This is a genomic window from Pseudomonas sp. P1.8 (assembly GCF_001269805.1).
In the GTDB taxonomy this organism is placed as follows: Bacteria; Pseudomonadota; Gammaproteobacteria; order Pseudomonadales; family Pseudomonadaceae; genus Aquipseudomonas.
In genome coordinates this window covers 373,092-389,671 of sequence record NZ_LHVM01000007.1, presented here as the reverse complement: position 1 = coordinate 389,671, position 16,580 = coordinate 373,092, and the positions used below count along the sequence as shown (strand labels likewise).

At 59.1% G+C, this 16,580-nt stretch carries 15 protein-coding genes; 11 read left to right on the top strand and 4 right to left on the bottom strand.

Annotated features, from left to right (window positions below):
- Positions 1–251: 251 nt before the first annotated feature.
- From AD668_RS05570 to AD668_RS05535, 8 genes are all read left to right on the top strand, one after another.
- Complete coding sequence (locus AD668_RS05570; RefSeq protein ID WP_053155514.1) at positions 252–2,702, top strand: penicillin acylase family protein; 2,451 nt, start codon at positions 252–254, stop codon at positions 2,700–2,702.
- Positions 2,703–2,881: 179 nt separating this feature from the next.
- Complete coding sequence (locus AD668_RS05565) at positions 2,882–3,916, top strand: ligase-associated DNA damage response exonuclease (RefSeq protein ID WP_053155512.1); 1,035 nt, start codon at positions 2,882–2,884, stop codon at positions 3,914–3,916.
- Complete coding sequence (locus AD668_RS05560) at positions 3,913–5,592, top strand: ATP-dependent DNA ligase (RefSeq protein ID WP_053155510.1); 1,680 nt, start codon at positions 3,913–3,915, stop codon at positions 5,590–5,592. The genes AD668_RS05565 and AD668_RS05560 overlap by 4 nt, the downstream gene beginning before the upstream one ends.
- 225 nt (positions 5,593–5,817) lie before the next feature.
- Positions 5,818–6,600 (top strand): transporter substrate-binding domain-containing protein, encoded by a 783-nt coding sequence (locus AD668_RS05555; RefSeq protein ID WP_053155509.1) that lies wholly within the window; start codon positions 5,818–5,820, stop codon positions 6,598–6,600.
- 56 nt (positions 6,601–6,656) lie between these two features.
- Positions 6,657–7,385 carry an ABC transporter permease gene (locus tag AD668_RS05550; RefSeq protein WP_053155507.1) on the top strand — a complete coding sequence of 243 codons (729 nt, stop codon included), beginning with the start codon at positions 6,657–6,659 and terminating at the stop codon, positions 7,383–7,385.
- Positions 7,382–8,092 carry an ABC transporter permease gene (locus AD668_RS05545; protein WP_053155505.1) on the top strand — a complete coding sequence of 237 codons (711 nt, stop codon included), beginning with the start codon at positions 7,382–7,384 and terminating at the stop codon, positions 8,090–8,092. The genes AD668_RS05550 and AD668_RS05545 overlap by 4 nt, the downstream gene beginning before the upstream one ends.
- A 12-nt stretch (positions 8,093–8,104) precedes the next feature.
- A complete protein-coding gene (locus AD668_RS05540) occupies positions 8,105–9,223 on the top strand; it encodes a succinylglutamate desuccinylase/aspartoacylase family protein (RefSeq protein ID WP_053155503.1) in 1,119 nt (372 codons plus the stop codon).
- Between the two features lie 13 nt (positions 9,224–9,236).
- Positions 9,237–10,001, top strand: coding sequence for an ABC transporter ATP-binding protein (locus AD668_RS05535; RefSeq protein ID WP_053155501.1), 765 nt, complete (start codon positions 9,237–9,239; stop codon positions 9,999–10,001).
- A gap of 54 nt (positions 10,002–10,055) precedes the next feature.
- On the opposite strand, the gene AD668_RS05530 is transcribed toward AD668_RS05535, so the two are convergent.
- Positions 10,056–10,436, bottom strand: a complete 381-nt coding sequence (locus AD668_RS05530) for a hypothetical protein (protein WP_156322303.1) — start codon at positions 10,434–10,436, stop codon at positions 10,056–10,058.
- A gap of 243 nt (positions 10,437–10,679) precedes the next feature.
- Here AD668_RS05530 and AD668_RS05525 point away from each other — a divergent pair, with 243 nt between their 5' ends.
- Both AD668_RS05525 and pdeM read left to right on the top strand, forming a co-directional pair.
- Entirely contained in the window at positions 10,680–13,169 is a 2,490-nt protein-coding gene (locus tag AD668_RS05525) for a ligase-associated DNA damage response DEXH box helicase (protein WP_053155497.1), read from the top strand.
- A complete protein-coding gene (gene pdeM / locus AD668_RS05520) occupies positions 13,166–13,852 on the top strand; it encodes a ligase-associated DNA damage response endonuclease PdeM (protein ID WP_053155495.1) in 687 nt (228 codons plus the stop codon). The genes AD668_RS05525 and pdeM overlap by 4 nt, the downstream gene beginning before the upstream one ends.
- Before the next feature lie 71 nt (positions 13,853–13,923).
- On the opposite strand, the gene AD668_RS05515 is transcribed toward pdeM, so the two are convergent.
- Both AD668_RS05515 and dcd read right to left on the bottom strand, forming a co-directional pair.
- On the bottom strand, positions 13,924–14,133 hold the full coding sequence (locus tag AD668_RS05515) for a hypothetical protein (RefSeq protein WP_053155493.1): 210 nt from the start codon (positions 14,131–14,133) through the stop codon (positions 13,924–13,926).
- 107 nt (positions 14,134–14,240) lie between these two features.
- Positions 14,241–14,807: a dCTP deaminase gene (gene dcd, locus AD668_RS05510; protein ID WP_007904652.1), complete on the bottom strand. Its 567-nt coding sequence runs from the start codon at positions 14,805–14,807 to the stop codon at positions 14,241–14,243.
- Between the two features lie 352 nt (positions 14,808–15,159).
- Between dcd and AD668_RS05505 the strand changes: the two genes are divergently transcribed.
- Positions 15,160–15,369 (top strand): cold-shock protein, encoded by a 210-nt coding sequence (locus AD668_RS05505; protein ID WP_002554837.1) that lies wholly within the window; start codon positions 15,160–15,162, stop codon positions 15,367–15,369.
- A 162-nt stretch (positions 15,370–15,531) separates the two neighbouring features.
- Here AD668_RS05505 and AD668_RS05500 read toward each other — a convergent pair whose 3' ends face one another.
- Positions 15,532–16,539: a DUF481 domain-containing protein gene (locus AD668_RS05500; protein WP_053155492.1), complete on the bottom strand. Its 1,008-nt coding sequence runs from the start codon at positions 16,537–16,539 to the stop codon at positions 15,532–15,534.
- Between the last annotated feature and the right edge of the window lie 41 nt (positions 16,540–16,580).

The window sequence follows — 16,580 nt, the reverse complement described above, 5'->3', positions numbered from 1 at the left end:
GACTGTTCTCCAGGATTATTGAGCGTGTTGCACTTGAACATCACCGGTTACGGGGTGGCAAGTCACTATGAGGATCAAAAGATCGCAGCCTTCGGCAGCTCCTACAGGGAATACGCCGAGACCGCGCAGATGCTGCCGAGGCCGCGATCTTTGACAAATCTTGAAATAACCTCTTACCCCGCTTGCGCGGCCATCGCCTGCTCACTAACGTAGCGGCTTTATTGCGCCACCACCCCCGCAGGAGCTTTGCCATGGCCTCGCCAGCCCTTACTCATTTTCTACCCCGGTTCGGCGTTGCCGCAGCAGTGGCCGGTGTCTTGAGCCTGACCGGTTGTCAGACGTTCAACGCCCAGGACACCCTCCCGCCCACCTCCGGCGTGCAGCCACTCAAGGGGCTGGCGCAGAACGTTTCGGTACGGCGCAATGCCATGGGTATGCCGCTGATTGAAAGCAACAGCTTCCACGATGCGCTCTTCGCTCTGGGCTACGTGCACGCCAGCGATCGCATCACGCAAATGGCCACCCTGCGCCTGCTGGCACAGGGCCGCTTGTCCGAAATGCACGGCGCGGAACTGCTGGATGCCGACCGCTACATGCGCGCCGTCAACCTGAAGAAAAGCGCCGGCGAGCTGTACAAGGCATCTTCGCCGCGGCTCAAACGCTTCTTTGAAGTCTATGCCCGAGGCGTCAACGCTTACCTGTTCCGTTACCGCGACAAGTTACCGGCAGACCTCGCGGCCACTGGTTACAAGCCTGAATACTGGCAACCGGAAGACTCAGCATTGATTTTCTGCCTGCTGAATTTCAGCCAGTCGGCCAACCTGCCGGAAGAAGTTGCCTCGTTGGTGCTGGCTCAAACGGTCACCACCGACAAGCTCGCGTGGCTGTCACCGTCCGCGCCCGACGAAAAACTGCCGGCGGCCGAAAGTGAAAAGCTGCAAGGCATCAAGCTCAACGGGCAAGTCCCGGGACTGGAGCAAATCAGTAAAGCCAGCGCACAACTGTCTGACCTGAACCTGCTGGGCGCAACTTCGTCGAACAACTGGGCCATTGCCCCGCAACGCAGCCGCAGCGGTAAAAGTCTGCTGGCCAGCGACAGCCACGGCCCACTGGGCGTTCCGTCATTGTTCAGCTATGTGCAGATCCGTGCGCCGAAGTATCAGGCCTCTGGTGTGACCGTCGCCGGGTTGCCGATGGTGCTGGCGGGCTTCAACGGCAAAGTGGCGTGGAGCATGACGTCCGTCATGGGCGATAACCAGGACCTGTTCCTGGAGAAGATCAAACGCCAGGGCAACGGCCTGACCTACGAAAACGCCGGCAAGTGGCAGCCAGTGGTCGTGCGCAACGAAACCTATTTCGTCAAAGGCCAGCGGCCGATTCGCGAAGCGGTGTACGAAACCCGCCATGGTCCGCTGCTCAACAGCGCCCAAGGCACCACGCTGGCCAATGGTTTCGGCCTGGCCTTGCAGACGCCGAGCTTCACCGACGACAAGACCCTGGACGCGTTCTTCGACCTGACCCGCGCCCAGAACATCGAAAAAGCCTCGGACGCCAGCCGCGAAATCCGCGCTATCGCCTTGAATCTGGTGTTTGCCGATGCCAGCAACATCGGCTGGCAAGTCACCGGGCGCTATCCGAACCGCCGCTTAGGCGAAGGTCTGTTGCCCTCACCGGGTTGGGAAGGTCGCTACGACTGGGACGGATACGCCGACCCGATGCTGCATCCCTACGACCAGGACCCGGCTCAAGGCTGGCTCGGGACTGCCAACCAGCGGGTCATCCCCCACGGTTACGGTATGCAACTGTCCAACTCGTGGTCGGCTCCGGAACGTGGCGAGCGCTTGGCTGAACTGGCCGGTGCCGGTAAACACGACAGCCGCAGCATGATCGCCATGCAGTACGACCAGACCACCACGTTCGCCGCCAAACTGAAGAAAATGTTTGAAGCGCCGGGCATGTCCCAGCCTCTCAAGCAAGCCATTGATGCGTTGCCGGTGACCGATCGCGCCAAGGCGCACGAGGCCTACAGCCGCTTGATGGCGTTCGACGGAAAACTCGCACCGGCGTCCACCGACGCGGCGATTTACGAACTGTTCCTGCAGGAAAGCACACGGCAGATTTTCCTCGATGAACTGGGCCCGCAAAACAGCCCGGCGTGGAAAGCCTTTGTCGCTGATGGCAAGTTGTCCTACGCCGCGCAAGCGGATCACCTGTTGGGCCGTGAAGACAGTCCGTTCTGGGATGACGTGCGCACCGCGCAGAAAGAAGACAAACCGGCGATTCTCGCGCGCAGCCTTGCGGCAGCGATCAGCGCGGGCGACAGCCAGTTGGGCGCTGACCACAAGGCCTGGCAATGGGGCAAACTGCATCGCTATGACTGGAAGAATGCCAGCGGCCAGACCGTGCGCGGCCCTCTTCCCGCCGGCGGCGACCACACCACGCTCAACACCGCCGCGTTCGCCTGGGGCCAGGACTTCAACACCACACTGGCGCCGGCCATGCGCTTTATCGTCGACTTCGGCCAGACCGAACCGTTGATGGCCCAGAACGGCACCGGCCAATCCGGCAACCCGGCCAGCCCGAACTATCTCAACAGTATCGAGCCATGGCTCAAGGGTCAGTACATGAGCCTGCCGATGCAGCCGCAGAACTTCGATACTGCCTATGGCAAGGCACGGTTGACCCTGACACCCGGAAAGTAACCGCAATACCCTGCAGGAGCGAGCCTGCTTGCGATTGCGGCATGCCAGACACCAACGAACTTGGCTGGTATGACGCCATCGCGAGCAGGATCACTCCTACAGGATCCCGAAAAACAGATAGAACTTCTCCCCTCGCGCCATCCTCATAGCTAACAACTCCCCTCCATCGTGGCCACATCATGGACCTTGTTATCTCGCGTCCCGAAGGCTTGTATTGCCCCGCCGGGGATTTTTATATCGACCCGTGGCGACCCGTCGAACGCTCGGTAATCACCCACGCCCACGGCGATCATGCCCGCAGCGGCAATCAGCACTATCTGGCCGCAGCGCCCGGTGCAGGCATACTGCGTGCACGGCTTGGCCAGGACATCAATCTGCAAACCCTGCGGTATGGCGAGCGTCTGCTGCATCACGGTGTGCACCTGAGCTTTCACCCAGCCGGGCATGTGCTCGGTTCGGCGCAGGTGCGTCTGGAATATGGCGGGGAAGTCTGGGTCGCCTCGGGGGACTACAAAATTGAACCGGACGGCACGTGCGAACCGTTCGAACCGGTACGCTGCAACACTTTCATCACCGAATCGACCTTCGGCCTGCCGATCTACCGCTGGCAACCCCAGGCACAGGTATTTGCCGAGATCAATCAGTGGTGGCAAGCCAATGCCGCCGCCGACAAAACCAGCGTGTTGTTCTGCTATTCCTTCGGCAAGGCCCAACGCATTCTCCATGGCATCGACGCCAACCTCGGTCCCATCCTGGTGCACGGCGCAGTGGAGCCGTTGAACCGGGTCTACCGGGAAGCAGGCGTTCATCTGCCGCCGACAATAAATGCCACGGAACTGAAAAAAAGCGACCCGATCATGCGCAAGTCCCTGGTGCTTGCGCCACCGTCCGCCGGGGGCAGTAGCTGGATGCGGCGCTTTGGCGACTACAGTGACGGGTTCGCCAGTGGCTGGATGCGGTTGCGCGGCACTCGACGGCGGCGTGGCGTCGACCGTGGCTTCGTGCTGTCTGACCATGCCGACTGGCCCGGCCTGCTGTGGGCCATCGAACAGACCGGGGCCGAGCGGATCATGGTGACCCACGGTTCGGTCGGGGTGCTGGTGCGTCATCTGTGCGAGCAAGGACTGGATGCCATGGCCTTCAGCACTGAATATGGCGACGACGAAGAGGATGCAATAGCGGCCGCCCCCGAACGTGCCGAGGCACTGCCATGAAAGCCTTCGCCGAGCTCTATGGCGAGCTTGACGCCTCGACGTCGAACAACGCCAAGCTGGCGGCCATGCAGAATTATTTTGCTCAAGCGACACCGCAAGATGCCGCGTGGGCAGTGTACTTTCTGTCCGGCGGACGCCCTCGGCAGTTGGTGCCGGTGCGCGTTCTGCGCGAACTTGCCGTCGCGTATTCCGGCCTGTCATCGTGGCTGTTCGAAGAGAGTTATCAGGCCGTGGGCGATCTGGCGGAAACCATTTCCCTGGTATTGCCCGAATCCCCCCACAGCTCGACCGAGGGACTGGCCACATGGGTCGAGCAAAAACTGCTGCCGCTGCGCGGTGAAACCCCGCAAGTGCTCGCGCATCAGCTACCCGCGTTGTGGGCGCAACTGGACCGCCAAAGTCTGATGCTGTGCATCAAGTTGATCACCGGCAGCTTCCGCGTCGGCGTTTCCAAGTTGCTGGTGACCCGTGCGCTGGCATCCATGGCCCATCTGGACAGCAAACGCGTGGCCCAGCGGATGGTGGGATATACCGACCAGACCCACCGCCCCGATGCCACCAGCTACCAGAAACTGATCGCCGCCGAATCGTCCGATGAACACGCCCAGCGCGGCGGCCAGCCCTACCCTTTCTTTCTTGCCCACGCCCTGTCGCCTTCGGTTGAGCAATTCGAAGCACTGCTTGGCCCCGTTCATCACTGGCAGGCGGAATGGAAATGGGACGGCATCCGTGCCCAGGTGATCAAGCGCGACGGACGTCTGTGGATCTGGTCGCGGGGTGAAGAGCTGGTCACCGACCGTTTTCCCGAGCTCGACAGCCTGCTTCAGGAGCTGCCCGACGGCACCGTCATCGATGGCGAAATCGTTGCCTGGAAAACCGCACCGCCCGGCACCGAAGAGACGCTCGATCAGCAAACCCCGTCGGTCCTTCCGTTCGCCTTGCTGCAACAACGCATCGGTCGCAAGACGCTGGACCGCAAAATCCTCGAGGCGGTGCCGGTGGTGGTCCTTGCCTACGACTTGCTCGAATGGCAAGGCGAAGACTGGCGCAACCAGCCTCAGTCCCGACGTCGCTCGCAACTGGAGCAAGTGGTACACGCCTGCGCGCATCCGTTGTTGCGCCTTTCACCATTAGTCAGCGGTGACAGTTGGCTTGACCTCGCTCGCCAGCGGGAAGCTTCACGCCAGCTCGGAGTCGAAGGATTGATGCTCAAATCCCGTGATGCCCTGTATGGCGTCGGCCGGACCAAAGACATGGGCGTCTGGTGGAAATGGAAAGTCGACCCGTTCAGCGTCGATGCCGTGCTCATTTATGCGCAGCGCGGGCATGGGCGGCGCGCCAGCCTCTACAGCGATTACACCTTCGCCGTCTGGGATGGCCCCCCAGACGCCAACGAACGCTCACTGGTACCGTTTGCCAAGGCCTACTCGGGTCTGACCGACGAAGAAATCCGCCAGGTCGACAACATCGTACGCAAGACCACCGTGGAAAAGTTCGGACCGGTGAGCAGCGTTCAGCCGAGCCTGGTGTTCGAACTGGGCTTCGAAGGCATCGCCTTGTCCAGACGCCACAAGAGCGGCATCGCAGTGCGATTTCCACGCATGTTGCGCTGGCGCAAGGACAAGTCGGTCGATGAGGCTGACAGCCTGGCGACGCTGCAGGATCTGCTTGGCTAAGGCCCCCGGCCAACTTCTGACCTGATTCTTTTCGGGCCGATCTGGTGCGCCCATTTCCCTGCGCCCGTTTTCGTGCATAAATCGTGCTCCGGCCGTTCGTCGAGCACCTTTTAAAACGCTTGTTCGCCACTCTGGTTCGGAAATTGCTACTTTCTAACGTCTTACGCTTTCCAGTAACAATAATTCTGCGCCACAAGCGCTCATATTGGTTTTAGGGATTGAATAATGAAAAAAGCAATGCTGACCCTTTCTGCACTGGCGTTGTGCGTGGCTGCGGGCTCCGCCCTGGCGAAGGAATACAAGGAATTGCGTTTCGGCGTTGACCCTTCGTACGCACCGTTCGAGTCGAAAGCGGCCGACGGCAACCTGGTCGGCTTCGACGTCGATCTGGGGAACGCAATCTGCGCCGAGTTGAAGGTCAAGTGCAAATGGGTTGAAAGCGATTTTGACGGCATGATTCCGGGCCTCAAAGCCAACAAATTCGACGGTGTGATCTCGTCGATGACCGTGACCCCGGCCCGCGAAAAAGTCATCGACTTCTCCAGCGAGCTGTTCTCCGGCCCAACCGCCTACGTGGCCAAGAAAGGTTCGGGCATCACCGCCGACGTCGCGTCGCTGAAGGGCAAGACGGTCGGCTATGAACAAGGCACCATCCAGGAAGCCTACGCCAAAGCCGTTCTCGACAAGGCTGGGGTGAAAACCCAGGCCTATCAGAACCAGGACCAGGTGTATTCCGACCTGACGTCCGGCCGTCTCGACGCCGGGATCCAGGACATGCTGCAAGCCGAACTGGGCTTTTTGAAGTCGCCTAAAGGCGCTGACTACGAAATCACCCAGCCCGTCGACAGCGAACTGCTGCCTGCCAAAACTGCCGTTGGTATTAAGAAAGGTAACACCGAGCTGAAAGCACTTTTGGATAAAGGTATCAAAGCGTTACACGATGATGGCACCTACGCCACCATTCAGAAGAAACACTTTGGCGATCTGAATCTGTACAGCGGCAAGTAATGCCCGGCGCCCATCTCGCGATGGGCGCTTTTTTCATCCGATCAGGTTGCTGATTTATGTTCGAAAACCTCTTACAAAATCTGGGGCTCTCCGCCTTCAGCCTCCAGGGCTTCGGTCCATTGCTGTTGGAAGGCACCTGGATGACCATCAAATTGTCGGCGATGTCGCTGCTGGTGGCCGTATTGCTCGGCCTGTTGGGCGCCAGTGCCAAACTGTCGAAAGTCAAATTGCTGCGCCTGCCTGCCCAGTGCTACACCACGCTGATTCGCGGCGTACCGGACCTGGTCCTGATGCTGCTGATCTTCTACAGCCTGCAAACCTGGCTGACCTCGTTCACCGACTACATGGAATGGGAATACATCGAGATCAACCCGTTCAGCGCCGGGGTCATCACCCTGGGCTTTATCTACGGCGCCTACTTCACCGAAACGTTTCGCGGCGCAATCCTTGCCGTCCCGCGGGGCCAGGTCGAAGCCGCCACAGCCTACGGCCTCAAGCGCGGCCAGCGATTCTGGATCGTGGTCTTCCCGCAGATGATGCGTTTCGCCCTGCCGGGCATCGGCAACAACTGGATGGTGATGCTCAAGGCCACTGCGCTGGTATCGATCATCGGTCTGGCCGATCTGGTCAAAGCTGCACAGGACGCGGGCAAAAGCACCTACCAGCTGTTTTATTTCCTGGTGCTTGCCGCACTGATCTATCTATTGATCACCAGCGCCTCGAACTTCATCCTGCGCTGGCTTGAACGTCGCTACTCCGCCGGAACCCGGGAGGCCGTACGATGATCGAGCTTCTTCAGGAATACTGGCGCCCCTTCCTATATAGCGACGGTAACAACATCACCGGTCTGGCCATGACGATGTGGCTCCTGAGCGCATCGATTTTCATTGGCTTTCTGGTGTCGATCCCGCTGTCCATCGCGCGAGTGTCGCCGCACCGCTACATCCGCTGGCCTGTGCAGTTCTACACCTACCTGTTCCGTGGTACGCCTTTGTATATCCAGCTGTTGATCTGCTACACCGGGATCTACAGCCTGGCGGCGATTCGCGCACAGCCGGTACTCGATGCGTTTTTTCGCGATGCGATGAATTGCACGATACTGGCCTTCGCCCTCAACACCTGCGCCTACACCACGGAGATTTTCGCCGGGGCCATTCGCAGCATGAACCATGGTGAAGTCGAAGCTGCCAAGGCGTATGGTCTGACTGGCTGGAAGCTGTATGCCTACGTGATCATGCCCTCAGCCCTGCGTCGCTCGCTGCCGTACTACAGTAACGAAGTGATCCTGATGCTGCACTCGACCACCGTGGCCTTCACCGCGACGATCCCCGACGTGCTCAAAGTGGCTCGGGACGCCAACTCAGCGACATTCCTGACCTTCCAGTCGTTCGGTATCGCTGCGCTGATCTACCTGACCATCACCTTCGCGCTGGTCGGCCTGTTTCGTCTCGCCGAACGCCGCTGGCTGGCCTTCCTCGGGCCGACCCACTAGGACAATCTACAAATGCGCCACCAGATTCATGACCTGCTGGCCCCGCTACCGGGGACCGCACGACAGATCCACAGCTTCCACTTCGGCCCGCAACCGAGCAACCGCAAGATCTACATCCAGGCATCCCTTCACGCCGACGAGATGCCCGGCATGCTGGTCGCCTGGCACCTCAAGCAACGCCTGGCAGAGCTGGAAGCCGCCGGCCGCCTGCGCAGTGAAATCGTGCTGGTACCCATCGCCAATCCGGTCGGGCTGGAACAGGTGCTGATGGATGTGCCGCTCGGCCGCTACGAGTTGGAAAGCGGTCAGAACTTCAACCGCTGGTTTGTCGACCTCAGTGAAGAAGTCGGCAACGAGATCGAGGGCAAACTCAGCGACGATCCACAGCACAACCTGCAACTGATCCGCAGCAGCCTGCGCGATGCGCTGACCCGGCAGACCGCCGAAACCCAACTTCAATCCCAGCGTCTGACCCTCCAACGACTGGCCTGCGATGCCGATATGGTGCTGGACCTGCATTGCGATTTCGAAGCGGTGGCGCACCTGTACACCACGCCGCAAGCCTGGCCGCAGGTCGAGCCGCTGGCCCGCTACATCGGGGCTGAAGCCAGCTTGTTGGCCACCGATTCCGGGGGCCAGTCGTTCGACGAATGTTTCACCCTGCTCTGGTGGCAGTTACAAGAGCGCTTCGGCGAGCAGTTCGAGATCCCGGCGGGCAGCTTTTCGGTGACCGTCGAACTGCGCGGCCAGGGTGACGTCAATCATCCGCTGGCCAGCCTCGATTGCCAGGCATTGATCGACTACCTGGTCCATTTTGGCGCCATTGCCGGTGAGCCCGCGCCCTTGCCCGGACTGCCTTATCCGGCAACGCCGCTGGCCGGTGTCGAGCCGGTGGCCACCCCCGTGGGTGGACTGCTGGTGTTCACTGCGCTGCCGGGTGAATACCTGAAAGCAGGGCAATTGATCGCCGAAATCATTGACCCGATCAATGATCGGGTCACTCCCGTTCATTGCTCCGCCACCGGGCTGATGTACGCCCGCTCGCTGCGCCGCATGGCCACCGCCGGCATGGTGATCGCCCATGTCGCAGGCGCTGAAGCCTATCGCAGCGGCTACCTACTTTCGCCTTGAGGATGCATGCCCCATGTACAAATTGACCATCGAAGGCCTGCATAAAAGCTACGGCGATCATGAAGTCCTCAAAGGTGTTTCGCTCAAGGCCAAGACCGGCGACGTCATCAGCCTGATCGGCGCCAGCGGTTCGGGCAAAAGCACCTTTTTGCGCTGCATCAACTTTCTGGAACAACCCAACGAGGGCGCCATGAGCCTCGACGGACAGAACGTGCGCATGATCAAGGATCGCCACGGCATGCATGTGGCTGACGCCGATGAACTGCAACGGATCCGCACCCGGCTGGCCATGGTGTTTCAGCATTTCAACCTGTGGAGCCACATGACGGTGCTGGAAAACATCACCATGGCCCCGCGCCGGGTGCTGGGCTGCGACAAGAAAGAAGCGGAGGATCGCGCCCGGCGGTACCTCGACAAGGTAGGCCTGGCCTCCCGCGTGGCTGACCAATACCCGGCATTCCTGTCCGGCGGTCAGCAGCAGCGGGTCGCCATCGCCCGCGCATTGGCCATGGAGCCGGAGGTCATGCTGTTTGACGAACCGACCTCAGCGCTGGATCCGGAGCTGGTGGGTGAAGTGCTGAAGGTGATTCAGGGGCTGGCCGAAGAAGGCCGAACCATGATCATGGTGACCCACGAAATGAGCTTCGCCCGTAAAGTATCGAGCCAGGTGCTGTTTCTGCATCAGGGGCTGGTGGAGGAAGAGGGCGCGCCGGAAGACGTGCTGGGCAATCCGAAGAGTGAGCGGTTGAAGCAGTTCCTCAGTGGCAACCTGAAATAACCACAGACGGATCGGAGGGTAGCCCGCCAGTCCGGCTACCCCGTTCGACTCGGATCAGGCGAGGGCGTGGTATTCCAGCCTGAAGGTGCCGTTTTCCACCTCCAGCCCATCTGCATCCATCCCGCTGAAGCTTCCGGCAAACTGTGCATCGCCCCCGACCGTCAGTTCAAGCGAGCCTCGATGAACATCCGATTCGGAATTACCCGTCACGTGGAAGATCATCGGTGACCGCTCACTGAGCCCCAAACTGTAACGGCCGCTCGCAATAGCCAACGGCAAATAAACGTAAAACTCTTTTCCCTGACCATTGCTGGCAATAATGCAGTGCAGGCCCGACCGCTCAAAGTATTCGAGCCCGTCTGTCACTCGAAACTCCAGAACCCCGCCAGTTGTCTTTATATCCGCACTCAAGCTTCCTGCTCGATTCAAAGCCATCCGAATTTTCCTTTCAAGTTTATGGAATAAATGCTGCCCAAAAGCCCCTTCAATGAGGCCTCGGCCGTGCAAGGGTGCGATAAAAACACGGCTCGTCCGTCCATAGGTGTCAATAACTGACACAGTTTTTTCCGAATATGAAATACACCGGGTTGGAGTCGGACGTTCGTGACTCGCGTTTGATTAAACCTTCGGCATTGCACTGTGGTCATTGAAAGGAGCCTATCAGAGCCTGTCGTCCGAATGGGAACGCCCGCCGACTTTGCAAAACGCTGGTTCACCACTCGCGGCTGGATTCCGTTCGCTTTTCAGAAACAGGTTTGGACAGCCGTCGAAAAAGGCCACTGCGGATTGCTGCACGCCAGCACCGGAGCCGGCAAGACCTATGCGATCTGGTTTGGCGCGCTCAATCGATTTGCCCGCCCCCTCCCGCCTGCTGAAACGACACGCAAGCGCAATCCTGCCAGCGCCCCCTTGACCGTGCTGTGGATCACCCCGATGCGCGCCCTCGCCGCTGACACCGCCCGAGCCCTGGAAGCGCCGCTGCTCGACTTGCAGATTCCGTGGAGCGTCGGCCTGCGCACGGGTGATACCAGCAATAGCGAACGGGCACGCCAGACTCGGCGCCTGCCTACCACGCTGATTACCACGCCGGAAAGCCTCACCCTGATGCTTGCCCGAGCCGATGCGCAATCAGCACTCTCAACCTTGCGCATGGTGGTGGTCGACGAATGGCACGAATTGCTCGGCAACAAGCGCGGCGTGCAATTGCAACTGGCTCTGGCGCGTTTACGCCGCTGGCACCCCGAGCTGATCGTCTGGGGTGTTTCCGCAACGCTGGGCAATCAGGTTCATGCCGAACAGGTCTTGATCCCACAGGGACGAGGCATCAGCATTCAGGGTCAGACCGGTAAAAAACTGCTGATCGACACGTTGCTGCCTCCCACGAGCGAGCGGTTCCCGTGGGCCGGACACATCGGGCTGAAGATGTTGCCGCAGGTCGCGGCGCAATTGGACTGCAGCGCCAGCAGCCTCGTATTCACCAATACACGCGCCCAATCGGAAATCTGGTACCAGGCCTTGCTCGATGCCAGACCGGAATGGGCAGGGTTGATTGCGCTGCATCACAGTTCGTTGTCCCGTGAAACCCGTAACTGGGTTGAGCGGGCACTCAAGGAGGGGCGCCTCAAAGTGGTCGTCTGCACGTCCAGCCTGGATCTGGGTGTGGATTTCCTGCCGGTGGAGCGGGTGCTGCAAATTGGTTCGGCAAAAGGCGTGGCGCGCCTGATGCAGCGTGCCGGCCGTTCCGGTCATGCGCCAGGGCGCGTGTCGCGAGTCACACTGGTACCGACCCATAATCTTGAACTGATCGAAGCCGCTGCCGCTCAGGATGCGGTGGCGCAACGTCGCATCGAACCGCGAGAGTCTCCCGATAAACCTCTGGATGTATTGGTTCAACATTTGGTCAGCATGGCATTGGGAGGGGGATTTGATCCCGATGAGCTGTACGAAGAAGTACGTGGAGCCTGGGCCTATCGCGACCTCAGTCCGGCGGACTGGACGTGGGCATTGGCTTTCGTACGCCACGGCGGGCTTTCTCTGACGGCCTATCCGGATTACCGCCGTGTCGAACCCGACGAACAGGGCGTTTGGCGTGTACCTGATGCGCGACTGGCCCGCCGTCATCGCATGAGCATCGGCACCATCGTCAGTGATGCAAGCATTCAATTGAAATTCTGGAGCAAGGGTGGCGGTGGCAAGCAACTGGGCAGTGTCGAAGAAGGCTTTATCGCACGCCTCAAGCCCGGCGACGGCTTTCTGTTCGCAGGTCGTTTGCTGGAGCTGGTCCGGGTGGAAAACATGACTGCATACGTCAAGCGCAGCACACTGAAAAAAGCCGCTGTGCCCCGCTGGAATGGTGGGCGCATGCCTCTTTCCAACGAGCTGGCCAATGCCGTGGTTGCGCGGTTCAGCGCTGCGGCACAAGGCACATTTACGGGCCCGGAAATGCAGGCATTGCGACCGCTAATAGCCGTGCAACAACGTTGGTCCGGATTGCCAACCGAACACAGTCTGCTGGCCGAAACGCTGAAATCTCGCGAAGGCTGGCATCTTTTCCTTTATCCCTTCGCTGGCCGTCAGGTGCATTTGGGGTTGGCGAGCCTGTTGGCGTGGCGAGTCAGCCAGCGGCAATCGGTGACATTTTCCATCGCCGTCAATGATTACGGGCTGGAGTTGCTGAGCGCGACTTATGTGAATTGGCCCGCACAGCTGAATCGTGATTTGTTTAGCCCTGCACATTTGCTCGATGACGTGCTCGCCAGCCTCAATGCAGGTGAGTTGGCGTTACGCCGCTTTCGGGAAATCGCGAGAATTGCCGGACTGGTGTTCGCAGGGTACCCGGGTGCCCCCAAAAGCACTCGCCAGGTTCAGGCTTCGAGCGGCTTGTTCTTTGAAGTGTTCAAACAATACGACGCGCAGAATCTATTACTGGCTCAAGCCGGGGAAGAAGTCTTGCGTGAGGAACTGGATATCAGGCGTCTGGAGAGGACGCTGGAGCATATCAATCGATTGCGGCTCGACCTGCACTCGATCAAACGTCCTACGCCCCTGGGGTTCCCATTGCTGGTGGAGCGCATGCGCGAAAGCATGAGTTCGGAAAAACTCGCCGACCGGATCAGGCGCATGGTCAGCGATCTGGAAAAAACCGCCGAATCGGGGGAAGTCCGATGAGCACGCCCTATCCGGTTCAACTCGCAGGTGAAGAACTCTGGTTGTTGCCGGAAAGGGCGATTTACTGGCCGGAACGGCAGACGCTATTGATTGCCGACGTGCATTTTGGCAAAGCGGCTGCGTACCGAAGGCTCGGCCAACCGGTGCCTCGAGGCACCACATCGCAAAACATTGCGGTGCTGGATGCAATACTGGAGGCCCTGCCCTGCCGGCAGCTGATTTTCCTCGGCGACTTTCTCCACGGGCCAGGTTCCCATGCAACAGCCACGCTTGAAGCATTGGCCCAATGGCGAGCACGACAGGCTGACTTACCCATGACCCTGATACGTGGCAACCACGATAAACGCGCAGGCGATCCACCCGCCTCGCTGAACATTCGTGTGATACCCGAGCCCATGTTGCTCGGGCCTTTCTCGCTGCAGCATGAACCGATCCCGCACCCGGACCGCCATGTGTTGGCCGGCCATGTACACCCGGTTTATCGGCTCAATGGTCGAGGTCGGCAAAGCCTGCGGCTCGCGTGCTTCAGACTCGGTGTCGAGGTCAGCCTGTTACCTGCCTTCGGTGCATTTACCGGCGGCTATCAGGTCGAGCAGGACGACGACAGCAGGATCTTCGTCATTGGCGCCAATGAAATCTGGCCTGTCATTTTGCAGGAGCGAGCTTGCTCGCGAAAAACGTGAATGAAGACGCGTTGCCATTCAATTCATCATCGGAGCGCCGTGCGGCACAGGTTCGCTCCTGCATAACCCTGTCAGACAACAGGCGCGGGCGGTGGCTCGTCCGGCAGCGTGGGCTCGCCTGGTTCGGTGGGTTGTTCGTTGGGGGTATCGGGATCAGGCTGACCAGGGATACCGCCGGTCATGCTAATGGGCGGGTGAGCCAGCAAGGACCAAGCCATAACGCCAACCTGATTGGGCTCAAGCCTTGCCAGTTCGGCACTGATTCGCGGGTCGATCTTCATAATGCACTCCTGAGCGATGGCCCGGTCCGCCTTGCGCGGACCGGAGCAGTACACCCCATAGAGTGTACGCTCGCTCAAGAATTCCCACGGATTGTCAGACGGCTGACTCAGGTCCGCGGCAGGGTCACGCCACGCTGCCCCTGATACTTGCCGCCACGGTCCTTGTAGGACACTTCACATTCTTCGTCAGACTCAAGGAACAGCATCTGCGCCACGCCTTCGTTGGCGTAGATCTTCGCCGGCAGGTTGGTGGTGTTGGAAAATTCCAGGGTCACGTGACCTTCCCACTCCGGCTCAAGCGGCGTGACATTGACGATGATGCCGCAGCGCGCGTAGGTGCTTTTACCCAGGCAAATGGTCAATACATTGCGCGGAATGCGGAAGTATTCAACGGTGCTGGCCAGGGCGAAGGAGTTCGGCGGAATGATGCAAACATCGCTGTGGATGTCGACGAAGCTGCCGGCATCGAAGTTTTTCGGGTCAACGATGGCCGAATTGATGTTGGTGAACACCTTGAAATGATTGGTGCAACGCACATCGTAGCCGTAGCTCGACACGCCGTAGGAGATCACACGGCTATCGTCGCTGCCGCGCACCTGGCGCTCGACGAAAGGTTCGATCATGCCGTGCTCTTGCGCCATGCGGCGAATCCACTTGTCCGATTTGATGCTCATGGCGGTGTCCTGAATAGCGAGGTGGAGAAAATCTGTCCGGCATCTTACCGGGGCGCGCCGTCGGGTTCAAAGCGCCTGTCGCAATTCTCGCGATCCTCCCGGATTAATGGACCTTCGGGGCAATTCGCCGCACCGTCAGTCACTAAAACAGAGAAACCTTCGCAAGAAGCATTGGCACGTTCCGGAAAAAGGGTTAAGGTGGCGCCACTGTGCTGCTTGTGTCACTGAGAATCTCTACACGATATGTTGAATTTCGATCCAACCATCTACAAGAATTTTTCCTGCTCTTTGCACTCAGTCTCGGCCAGGGTTCTTCCTGAGTCGCAGTTATCTTTGTTCAAGGAGTTACACCATGTCTAATCGCCAAACCGGTACCGTTAAGTGGTTCAACGATGAAAAAGGCTTCGGCTTCATCACCCCACAATCCGGTGACGACCTGTTCGTTCACTTCAAAGCTATCCAATCCGACGGCTTCAAAAGCCTGAAAGAAGGCCAACAGGTTTCTTTCATCGCTACCCGCGGTCAGAAAGGCATGCAAGCTGAAGAAGTTCAAGTTATCTAACTTGTACTTGCTTTAGTAAAAAGCCCCGCCTCAACAGCGGGGCTTTTTTGTGGGCGATTGTTTTTTACCCGCACAAAAAAGATCGCAGCCTTCGCCAGCCCCTACAGAGTCTCGTGTAAAACTGTAGGAGCTGGCGAAGGCTGCGATCTTTTCTTCTGGCGTTTACCAGGTCACGCCAAACCCTGCGGTGTATCGAGTCTTATCCAGATCCGCATCGTCGGTACCGCTGATGATATTGCGCTCAGCCTTCAGATTGAGCGAAGCCCAGTCCGTCACCTTGTAGCGCAGGCCTATCTCTGAGTCCAATGCGTAATCAGCCACGTCCGTCAGCGGCTTGCCCACCTCACCATTAGTGAAGAACTCAACTTTCTTGCCCACCAGGTAGCGGTTGTAATCCCACTTCATGGCCACGGAATAGAAGTTTTCCTTGCTGCCATCGGCGAACTCATAGTCCGTGCGGTTGACCAGCGAACCCAGGGAGAACGCGCCCAGTTCGTTATCCCAGAACTGATAACCGGGACCCGTACCGACCGTGCGCTGGCGGGAAAGATCTTCAACCTTGTCACGCTTGTAGACCAGACGACCCTGCCAGAACCATTGCTCCGTCAGGAAGCGGTCAAGGGAATATTCGGCCCGCCAGTTGTCCGTCGTGACCACGTCATCCTGGAATTCCCGGTTGTACTCGCCTTCGGCTATATGTCGCCAACGGCCATGACGCGCAGATGTCTTGAAGTCGATATCGTAATCGTCGGTATCCTTATCGGCGCGCTGATAATCCAAAGCAGCATCAATGTTGCCTTTCCAGACCAGATCCTCGACCACCGGCCTGGGCTTGAGCATCTGCTGGATGCTCGCCAACTCCACGGTTTTGGGCGCGTCACCGTTGGCGAGGGTCACTTTGCCATCCCCCGCCGCCTGCAGCGACTTGGTCACCTCCCCGGTATAGGCATCCTGCTTGACCAACAGGTGTTGGTCACTCTCCAGGGTTTTCACCTTGCTCCAGTCAATCGGCACCGTTCCGGCATACTCGGTCTGAACCAACAGCTTGCCACCATCGAACAGAATGATTTTGCCGCTCAACTTGTCACCGTTTTTCAACCAGACGGTATCAGCGAGCAAGGGCGTGGAGGCACTGACGACAGCGAGGCATAGCAGGGTTCTGGACAACATAAGCAAATAAAGGCTCAGGATTGCGAAAAAAGTCGGCATTA